Origin of the sequence: Martinezella lusitana (genome assembly GCF_900094565.1) — a bacterium.
Taxonomy (GTDB): domain Bacteria; phylum Pseudomonadota; class Alphaproteobacteria; order Rhizobiales; family Rhizobiaceae; genus Rhizobium; species Rhizobium lusitanum.
In genome coordinates this window covers 268,910-277,766 of record NZ_FMAF01000007.1, presented here as the reverse complement: position 1 = coordinate 277,766, position 8,857 = coordinate 268,910, and the positions used below count along the sequence as shown (strand labels likewise).

8 protein-coding genes and 1 pseudogene are annotated in these 8,857 nt (G+C 55.8%); 5 read left to right on the top strand and 4 right to left on the bottom strand.

The window, feature by feature from the left end; genetic code table 11:
* A partial coding sequence (locus GA0061101_RS17750; protein WP_141694087.1) for a GNAT family N-acetyltransferase occupies positions 1 to 375 on the top strand: 375 nt, incomplete at its 5' end.
* Positions 376 to 757: 382 nt separating this feature from the next.
* Here the strand turns inward: GA0061101_RS17750 and GA0061101_RS17745 are convergent.
* From GA0061101_RS17745 to GA0061101_RS17730, 4 genes and pseudogenes are all read right to left on the bottom strand, one after another.
* On the bottom strand, positions 758 to 1,252 hold the full coding sequence (locus tag GA0061101_RS17745) for a hypothetical protein (RefSeq protein WP_037191304.1): 495 nt from the start codon (positions 1,250 to 1,252) through the stop codon (positions 758 to 760).
* 398 nt (positions 1,253 to 1,650) lie between these two features.
* A complete protein-coding gene (locus GA0061101_RS17740; RefSeq protein ID WP_037191306.1) occupies positions 1,651 to 2,385 on the bottom strand; it encodes a helix-turn-helix transcriptional regulator in 735 nt (244 codons plus the stop codon).
* A 237-nt stretch (positions 2,386 to 2,622) separates the two neighbouring features.
* Entirely contained in the window at positions 2,623 to 4,437 is a 1,815-nt protein-coding gene (locus tag GA0061101_RS17735; protein WP_092574362.1) for a methyl-accepting chemotaxis protein, read from the bottom strand.
* 383 nt (positions 4,438 to 4,820) lie between these two features.
* Positions 4,821 to 5,102: pseudogene (locus GA0061101_RS17730) on the bottom strand (transposase); the annotation flags it as partial.
* A gap of 451 nt (positions 5,103 to 5,553) precedes the next feature.
* Between GA0061101_RS17730 and copC the strand changes: the two are divergent.
* From copC to GA0061101_RS17710, 4 genes are all read left to right on the top strand, one after another.
* On the top strand, positions 5,554 to 5,949 hold the full coding sequence (gene copC, locus GA0061101_RS17725; protein WP_092574361.1) for a copper homeostasis periplasmic binding protein CopC: 396 nt from the start codon (positions 5,554 to 5,556) through the stop codon (positions 5,947 to 5,949).
* 14 nt (positions 5,950 to 5,963) lie between these two features.
* On the top strand, positions 5,964 to 6,818 hold the full coding sequence (gene copD / locus GA0061101_RS17720; protein ID WP_162732702.1) for a copper homeostasis membrane protein CopD: 855 nt from the start codon (positions 5,964 to 5,966) through the stop codon (positions 6,816 to 6,818).
* A 149-nt stretch (positions 6,819 to 6,967) separates the two neighbouring features.
* Positions 6,968 to 7,354 (top strand): DUF305 domain-containing protein, encoded by a 387-nt coding sequence (locus GA0061101_RS17715; RefSeq protein ID WP_245297496.1) that lies wholly within the window; start codon positions 6,968 to 6,970, stop codon positions 7,352 to 7,354.
* Positions 7,354 to 8,823 (top strand): YncE family protein, encoded by a 1,470-nt coding sequence (locus tag GA0061101_RS17710; RefSeq protein ID WP_245297494.1) that lies wholly within the window; start codon positions 7,354 to 7,356, stop codon positions 8,821 to 8,823. Before GA0061101_RS17715 ends, GA0061101_RS17710 begins: the two co-directional genes overlap by 1 nt.
* Positions 8,824 to 8,857 lie beyond the last annotated feature (34 nt).

Here is an 8,857-nt window from a genome sequence, read left to right as displayed (position 1 = left end):
GCGCCGGGTCGGCATTCGATCTCTTACGATGAGAACCACCCAGATGATCGCGCCGATGGAAATACACCCTTCCTTCTGTTTGAGAACGAAGAGCCGCTCGGGGTGGCGCGGCTGGATGAACGGGGCGAAACTGGCATAGTGAGACTTGTTGCTATCGTTCAGCACAAACAGCGAAAGGGATACGGTCTCAGGCTAAACAATTTCATTGAGGCAGAGGCCAAAAGACGCGGGGTCCGCATTCTCCGCGTTAATGCTGCCCCTGACGCGGTAGGCTTTTATCTGAAGGCTGGGTGGTCTGAGAAGCTTTGGGACCCAACAGAATTAGTGGGTCTTGGCCAAGGAGCGATCCAGATGGAAAAGGTGATTTGCGAATAGCAACATAGAGTCGTGACCGAGACGAAGACAGTATCATCACTTTCGACACGGACCTTTTAGAGGGACCGTCGCCTTGTGGTTAATCATGAGAACTGTATCCAACGATTTGACGTAGCCGGCATTGCTGTGCGGATCCGCCTATAGATACGCTATTTTCCCAGGTTGAATCGTTGCGTACATTGCAGTCGGATCAATGAAAATTCCTGGATTTCACCTTTAGTGTGTCGATGTGCAGGTCCGGAACTTATCCCGAGATGCCGAGCCAGTTTTCCAAGGCCTGCGACTTCGAGCTCCGACGGTAACTAACTTGGAGACAAGCCTGCGGCCGATCCGGGCCTCCAGCCAGCGGCGGTGGCGACCGGACCGACAGCATCCTCACCGATCACTCAATCGGCTTGATCGACGCGATGATTGCCTGAACTTCGGCGCCGTGCTTGTCTTCCTCTCCCTTGGTTCCCCAGTAGGTTACGACGAGAGCGTTGTCACCGGATGTCTGCACGAAGAGCAGACCAACGCTGACCGGGCCGTCTTCATCGTTGCCGTCCCACTCGAGGGTCGTCATCTGCATGCCGTTGACGTCGGTGACGGGTGTCTCCTTCCGGGTCGAGGGATCAACCGTGATTTTGTTCTTCGCGAGAAAATCGACGGCGTCGGTAACGACCTTGTCCATTGACTTGCTGCTGGCAACGTCGGCGGAAAGATAGATGGCCGAATCCGCCGATGTTCCTTGGACGCCGCTCTCTGTTTCCTCCGGCTTCCAGCTATCCGGAATGGTAATACTTGCGACGGGCTTTTCGCTGGGGAACTTCAGGGTCGCAGCGTGTGCGGCCAGGGGAGATGCTAAGACAAGCAAGGCCAAAGCGATAATTTTCTTCATGTCAGAATCCTAAAAGGTTGGGAGCAATGCAGCGGCATGACGGCCAAACTTCTAAAGGTAATATCTTAAAATCATGCCCTTAGATCCGAAGCTCTAGCGCGACAAAAATGCGCCAAGAACGGAAGTTCGCACGGGACGAGACCTCGAGATTACCCGATGCTTTCAAGAAGAAGGAAGAGCTCGTCGCTAAGCTCTCGCCTGAAGATGCTGATCATTAGAGCATTTCCAGGAAAAGTGCGAAGCGGTTTTCCATCTGGAATGCGTAAAGAAACAAAACGCTCTAGTCAGTTCTTTGCAAGAGGCAAAAAGGGCCGTTAGCATCCGACATTGCGAGCTTGACCGTAATCAACGATCGTCCCTGAGGTTCCCAATTTGATGACTTGGATGAAAACGCCCCGTCACGAAATCAGTCGGCGGCGTATCGCCTCTGCGATCGCTTGCGTTCTGTTCGACGCCCCAAGCTTCTTCACTGCAGACTTGATGTAGCTGTTGACGGTGTCAACCTGGTAACCAATCGCTTTGCCAATGCCTTCACTCGTCAGCCCAAGGCTCGCCTGAGAAAGACACGCCATCTCGCCTTTTGACAAACGTAGGTGTTGCACGGCGAAGCGGTCCATCAGTGGTTTGGTTACGGCGGTATGGATGGGTTCTGCGATGAGCGTGAGAAAGGTAAGCTCGCTTTCCGTGAACGCTGACATGCGGGTGAAGCCGACCGCGCCGTAAACCGTATTTTCACGCAAGATCGGGACCATGGTTCTGTTGTGAACCCCGAATATGCGCTGCAAATACAGCAACCGCTGCGGGACTTCTACGTCCTGGTAGACTTCACTTTCGACCATTACGGTTTTCGACGCCTTGGTGGCTGCTATAAACGGATCGACCTTGAAAAGCTTGTCTTCCATGTACGCCTCCACAAATCCTGGAGGAAGGTCTGTGTCGATCGAAAACCCGTCCCCAAAACGATAGTGATCGACGTCTAGCCCGGATATAGAGATGTGGTCGAACGGTACACCTTCGCGAAATCTATCAATGAGATTGTTTTTACCGAAATACCGATATTTTGGTACCGAGCGAAGGTCTACGTAAGGATCCAGCGCATCAGGTGCGAGCACGGAAAAAGCGCTAACGGGCATCTTCGACTCGATTGTTGAATTAGGTACCCCATTTGTGTAGCCGAATGGTTAACCGTGAATTAACAATTGACCTGTGAATTAACAATTGACCTCAGCAAGCAAAAGCGATGATCGTTTTGTGGAGACTCCCGGCCAGAGCGACCTTGCTGCTTAATTCGACTGGAAAAGACAAAACGTTTGTGATGAGGCGTGCTTTCAGCTTTGAGGGTGAACAACAAACTGCCTATCAGGCCGGTCTTAGAACTCTTCCCAACTTTCGGCAGCAGCTCCACCATCGACTTTACCGGCTATTTTGGTGAGCATGTGCCTGGCCGGCGAGGGCACCGGTCGGTGGCCTGGCTTCGCAAGCTCGAGCCTTCGGTTTGATGTATGATCTGCCGATTGTCTGATGCCCGCTGAATTCGGCCGCCCTAGCCCACCCAGTTGGAACTCTCCTATCAGTTCACGCAGTCGCGTCGTCTCCTGGGCGAGCGTGGCGCTAGCGGCATTGGTTTCTTCAACCATGGCGGCGTTTTGCTGCGTGACCTGATCCATTTGGTTAACAGCAGTATTGACTTCCGATAGACCGGTCGCCTGCTCTTTTGCCGAACTGGTGATCGCCTCCATGTGGTTATTGACTGCCACAATGTTGTGCTGGATGGTCCGCAGGGCCTCTCCGGTTTCGCTGACCAGTTTCACGCCGGTGCTGACTTCCTCGGACGAATTGCGTATCAGTTCTTTGATTTCTTTGGCAGCTTGCGCGGAGCGTTGCGCAAGTTCTCGCACTTCTTGGGCCACCACCGCAAAACCCTTACCTGCTTCGCCGGCGCGCGCTGCTTCAACTCCGGCATTAAGAGCCAAGAGATTGGTCTGGAAGGCGATCTCATCGATGACGCCAATGATATTGGAGATCTGGTTGGACGAACTCTCGATCCGCGACATCGCTCCAACCGCATCGGCGACCACCTTGCCGGAGCGCTCGGCATTTTCACTTGCCGTGGCTGCGGCATGACGGGCCTCTTCGGCGCGCTTTGCGGCGTTGTTGACGTTGACCGTGATCTGATCAAGGGCTGCGGCGGTCTCTTCGAGTGACGCTGCCTGCTGTTCGGTGCGCTTGGACAAATCTTCGGCACTTTGACTGATCTCGCGCGTGCCCGTATCAATCCGATCGGTTGAATGCGCGACATCACCGAGCGCGTTGCGCATCTGGCTCAGCGCCTCGTTCATTGTGTTTCGCAGTCCTTCGAAATCCGGTGCGAAGGGCTCGTCGAGACTGAAGGAGAGATCTCCCTTTGCAAGCTTGGTCAGCGCCGCACCGATGGTCGTAACCGCATGAACTCGCTCGGTCACGTCGGTTGCAAATTTCACGACCTTGGTGACTTTGCCCTTGGAATCCAGGATTGGGTTATAGGATGCGTTAATGACAACGACTTTGCCGTTCTTGCCATAGCGGGTAAACTCAGCCGCTTGAAACTCGCCCCGGCGCAGCGCCTCCCAAAATTCCTTGTAAGCCGGTGTCTTGGCGTATTCCGGATCGACAAGCATACTGTGGCTGCGACCCTTGATCTCGTCCAGGCGATAACCGATCGCCTTCAGGAAGTTGTCGTTTGCCGTGACGATCTCGCCTTCGGTCGTGAACTCGATGATCCCCTGAACACGGCTGATCGCCACCATCTGGCCCTGGAAGTCGACATTTTGCAGTCGTTCTTTCGCGTTTGCCCACTCCACGACAAAGCCCGTCGTCTTGTTTCCTTCGAGCAGCGGGGTAACAATCAAGTCAAAGGCGCGATGTCCGACCCAGATCGTGGCCCGGTGCTGGGTCTTTAGCGCCGCGAGCATGTTTCGCTGATGCGACGGGTTTTTGTGGAAGATGTCGATGTTGCTTCCGACAAGTCTGTCGAAATCGAACCGCGGGAGTTCCTTCTTCAGTTCCGTTTCGGCTTCCTTGAGCAGCCCGGCGACGGCCTGGTTCATGTATCGAATGTTCAGATCGGCGTCGGCGATCATGATGTTGGCAGTAATAGAATCCAACGACTTTGTCCGCATGCGATACACTTTGGAACTGCCGAACATCTTCAGATCTCTCCTCTGGCGACCCTGTAAAAGAGGCAAGCGCACTGCCCCTCATCGTATTTGTAGTCTAATTCAAGCCGGACCGATTGAGCGGGATAGCCAGCTGATAGCAGCAACTGCAATCACTTCTGCTCGCGCTATCTGCAAGCATGGCGATTTCTCCAGACTTCCGTGGCAGGATGTAATCCGGCAAGGGGCTGTAAAAAGTTTGGAGAGTTGACCAGATGCCCCGATGCCAGAAACCTCTCGCTAAAGCAACGTCGAAGTTCCTGGAAGTACCGACCTCATGTCGGTCTCGACTTAATGTCCGGACACCCTATTAATAGGGCATAAAGCTTAATTTTTACTGAAGACTAATGTTTATGGATACTTAGGTATAATTCCGACCGCCGGACCCGTGCATTGAACCCCTCGGCTGAATTGACTTGGACGGCATCTCGGACATATTCGCGGCTGGAGTGGTTGAGTGTCTCGTGTGCCACAAAGCTTTCGCCTGCGGCAACGAATGCCTTTGCTTCGTCACTCATCAAATGCGCTCGAAGTCCCACTTGAGTTGCAACTGGTCCTACGGCAGCACGCAACGAAAGGCCGGTGACGACAGTCGCTCGGGCATCGCCGGCACTTGAACCAAGGATGATATCTGTCGGTCGTTGCACGATCGCCATGTCGCCTGCCGGAACCCGGATAAACGAGTGTTCTCCTGGGCGCGCCTCCATCCATTTGGCTGTGGAGGACGTGGTCGAAATGGCTGTATTGGTCATAATGAGGTCCTTTGCGGCATTGGCATTCTCAGGCGGACAGACTGTCGTCGTCCGCCCAACCACCGGCGCCATCGTCATTAGAGACCGGTTTGGTTTCGCGGCGGTGTCAAAATCGCCCTCTTCGTGACGGATGTAACGCGTCGGCTCCCTCCGATTCTTCGTAGGTTGCCACTTCGCAAGGTCCGGTGGAACCGCGATTCCATTCTTACGACTGGAGCTGCCGTTATCGGTGAAAACCCGACCTTTTCCGGTGTTTCCCGCAGGTTTCAGGGATTTCGCGGCACGACGGAATAAGTCGGCTTTCGGGATGTCTACCCATTCGTAACGAGATCAAAGCCACTCGAAGGGTGCTCCGATGAACATTGCAATCAGCTCCGAAATGAAAACCTACGTCGCACGCATTCTCGTGGCCGGCACCGGCATCGTCGGTCTTGCCGCGCCCGCCTGGGCCCATGCCCATCTGAAAACGTCGATGCCGATGACCGGCTCGACAGTCCAGGCATCTCCCACCAGGATATCGATGGATTTCACCGAGGGATTGGAGCTTGCATTTTCCGGTGTCTCCATCACCGACAACAGGGGCGCACCGGTTTCGCTCAGTGAGCCAGTGCTTGGCGCTCCAGACGATACCGAGCTCTCCGCCGCGTTCATTAAACCCCTCATGCCGGGCCGCTATAGTGTTGCATGGCACGCGCTTTCGAAGGATGGTCATAAGACCGAGGGAAAATATGACTTTTCTGTCGCACCATGACGCCGGAAAGCGCTGTGACGTGCCTTCGTTTCTTACACGACGGTGCCCTTTGTCTGCTGTGGGGCGGTCTGGGTTTTGCCTGTTTCCTTGCCGGTCGGACTTTGGTAACGCCGCTCGTGCGGCTTCTGGAGACTGCGGTTAGCGTCGCTGTCGGTGTTGTGGTCGCAACGAGCGTGTCTGCACTCCCTGTGCAAACTGCCGACATCACCGGACATTGGGCCTCGGTGTACGATGTCAGCACGTTGCATCTCGTTGCAGAAACAGCCGTGGGCGAGGCGTTGGCACTTCAGGTTGCGACTGCCATCATGCTGCTTTTGGCAAATCTTCTGCGCGCGTATCGAACATCCGTCTTGATCGCAGGATTGATGCTGTGCGAACTTGCCCTGAGTGGACATGCTGCCGAAGACAGCGGCCTTGGCGGTGTTGCTCATCAGGCAGTTGACGCTGTCCATGTCCTGTCGGGCTGCGCTTGGTTGGGAGGTCTCATCCCATTCATGTTGATCTTGCGCATGGCAGCTATATCGGAGCTCCGATCGGTTTCGATCAAGGCCATGCGGCGCTTTTCAACGGCCGGACATGTGGCGGTCGCTCTCGTCCTGACCAGCGGGATCGTCAACCTCTGGCTCACGGTTGGACGACTTCCGATTCATATCTCTTCCCCCTACGATCAAAAGCTTTGTCTGAAAATTCTGGCCGTCGGCCTTATGACGGCGATTGCGATCGTGAACCGTTATGCCTTCGTGCCGATGATCCGGAGAGACGGATCGTTTGCCCGATCGCTGCTCGCGTGCGGCTGCGCGGCCGAGCTCGTGCTTGGGGCCGCAGCCCTCGGTTTGGTCGCTTCATTTGGCCTGCAGGATCCCGCCTGACATTAATTTCGTGCCTGATGGAATAAACCCCGCGCCACGCTGTCTACCCCAACGTAACAACAGAGAAGAAGATGAACATGCACGGTTCTTCCCGATACCTGATGACTCTATGCCTTGCTTCTGCTGCGGCATTCTCAGCTTACAAGGCGATGGCGCAGGACAACGGCAGCAACATCGCCGTCGTAGCGTCAGCGCAAAATGCGGCTGAAGCCGCCTATCTCACTGAAAACGACGCTGCTATGACAAAAATGATGGACGGTATGTCCATCAAGCCCAGCGGCGACGTCGACCGCGACTTCGTAGCCATGATGACGCCCCACCACCAAGGCGCAATCGACATGGCCATCGCGGCTTTGAAATACGGCAAAAACGAGCAGCTCCGCAGGATCGCCCAGGAAATCATCGTCGAACAGCAGCAGGAAATCATCGCGATGAAGCTCGCGATCGGCGATCCCCTGCCGCCTCCGACTTCCGCACCCACCCAGGCTGCGCCCTCCGGAACTATGCAAGGCATGGCTCCGGGCATGAAAATGTAATGAAAGGTCTTCCAATGCTACGCACATCATTTGCCGCCATCCTGCTTGCCGGCAGCATGCTATCTCCGCTTGCCGCCCTCGCGGGCCAGGCACCATTCGCCGCATCCACACCGGACATTCCGATCAGCCACAAGGACCGCGTCTATGCGGCCGAGCAGTTCTCCAATACGGTGTCGGTCTCCGATCCGGTCGACAACAAACTGCTTGGCGTCATCAAGCTCGGCGATCCGCAGCCCGGCAACCTGAGCCCCCTTTATAAGGGCCAGGTCCTCGTCCACGGCATGGGGTTTTCCCCGGATCACAAGACGCTCGCCGTCGTCTCGATCGGTTCGAACTCCGTCACCTTCATCGACACGGCAACCAATGCCGTGAAGCACACGACCTATGTCGGACGCTCCCCGCATGAGGCCTTCTTTACGCCCGACGGCAAGGAAGTCTGGGTGACGGTGCGGGGCGAAGACTATATCTCCGTCATCGATGCGAGCACTTTCGAAGAAAAGACCCGCATCAAGGTTGCTCCTGGCCCCGGCATGCAGATCTTCTCGCCGGATGGCAAGTACGGCTATATCTGCTCATCCTTCAACCCGGATGTCGCCGTCGTCACCGTCGCAGACCATCAGATTGTCGGCCATGTGAAGCAGGCAAGCCCCTTCTGCCCGAACATTGCCGCTTCCGCCGATGGCAAGCAGGTTTGGTTCACGCTGAAGGATGTCGGCAAGACGCAGGTCTTCAATGCCGAGGCACCCTTTGATCTCATCAAAACGCTAGACACCGGACCGATCACCAACCACGTCAACCTCGTCGTTAACAAGAACGGCAGTTTCGCTTATGTGACTGTCGGTGGCTTAAACGAAGTGAAGGTGTTCCGGACCGACAACTTCGACCAGGTCGCCACCATCCCAGTGGGCAACCTGCCGCACGGTATCTGGCCATCAGGAGACGGCACGCGGATCTATGTCGGGCTCGAAAATGCCGACCAGTTCGCTGTCATCGATACCCTGACTAACAAGGTTATCGCCAACATCCCGATCGGCCAGGCGCCGCAGGCTGTCGCCTACGTCCCGAACGCGGTACCTCAAGGCGATGGCATGCAGAATCTCGTGCCGCTCGGTACTGCGGGTGATGCTGCCCATCTGAAGCTTGCAACCAAGGGAGACAAGGACAAGAAGCAGTCGACGAGCGTTACGCTGTTCAACCAGGGGCTGACACAGGTTCTGCAGGCGTCCGTCACCGGCCTGGATCCCAAAAAACCGTATGTACTCGCCCTGTCTGACAACGCCAATGGCAGCGGCCCGCTCGAAGGCCTTGCATCTTTTATGACGAACCCGGCGGGTTCCGCTATCGTCAACACCGTGGGGCCGATCCGACAGATCGTCGAGGCCAAGCACAAGGATGAACGTCGTTATCTGGTCGTCGCCACCGCGCTGGATGGCAAGCCGGATAGTGTTGTCCAGGTGCAAGCCGATTGAACGTGCAGGTCCGCCTCGTCGAGGCGGGCCCCTC

Coding starts and splice junctions, on each gene's coding strand:
- GA0061101_RS17740 (WP_037191306.1), bottom strand. CDS start 2,385: ATGCCCGTTAGCGCTTTTTCCGTGCTCGCACCTGATGCGCTGGATCCT.
- GA0061101_RS17745 (WP_037191304.1), bottom strand. CDS start 1,252: ATGAAGAAAATTATCGCTTTGGCCTTGCTTGTCTTAGCATCTCCCCTG.
- GA0061101_RS17710 (WP_245297494.1), top strand. CDS start 7,354: ATGAAAGGTCTTCCAATGCTACGCACATCATTTGCCGCCATCCTGCTT.
- copC (WP_092574361.1), top strand. CDS start 5,554: ATGAACATTGCAATCAGCTCCGAAATGAAAACCTACGTCGCACGCATT.
- GA0061101_RS17715 (WP_245297496.1), top strand. CDS start 6,968: ATGGCGCAGGACAACGGCAGCAACATCGCCGTCGTAGCGTCAGCGCAA.
- GA0061101_RS17735 (WP_092574362.1), bottom strand. CDS start 4,437: ATGTTCGGCAGTTCCAAAGTGTATCGCATGCGGACAAAGTCGTTGGAT.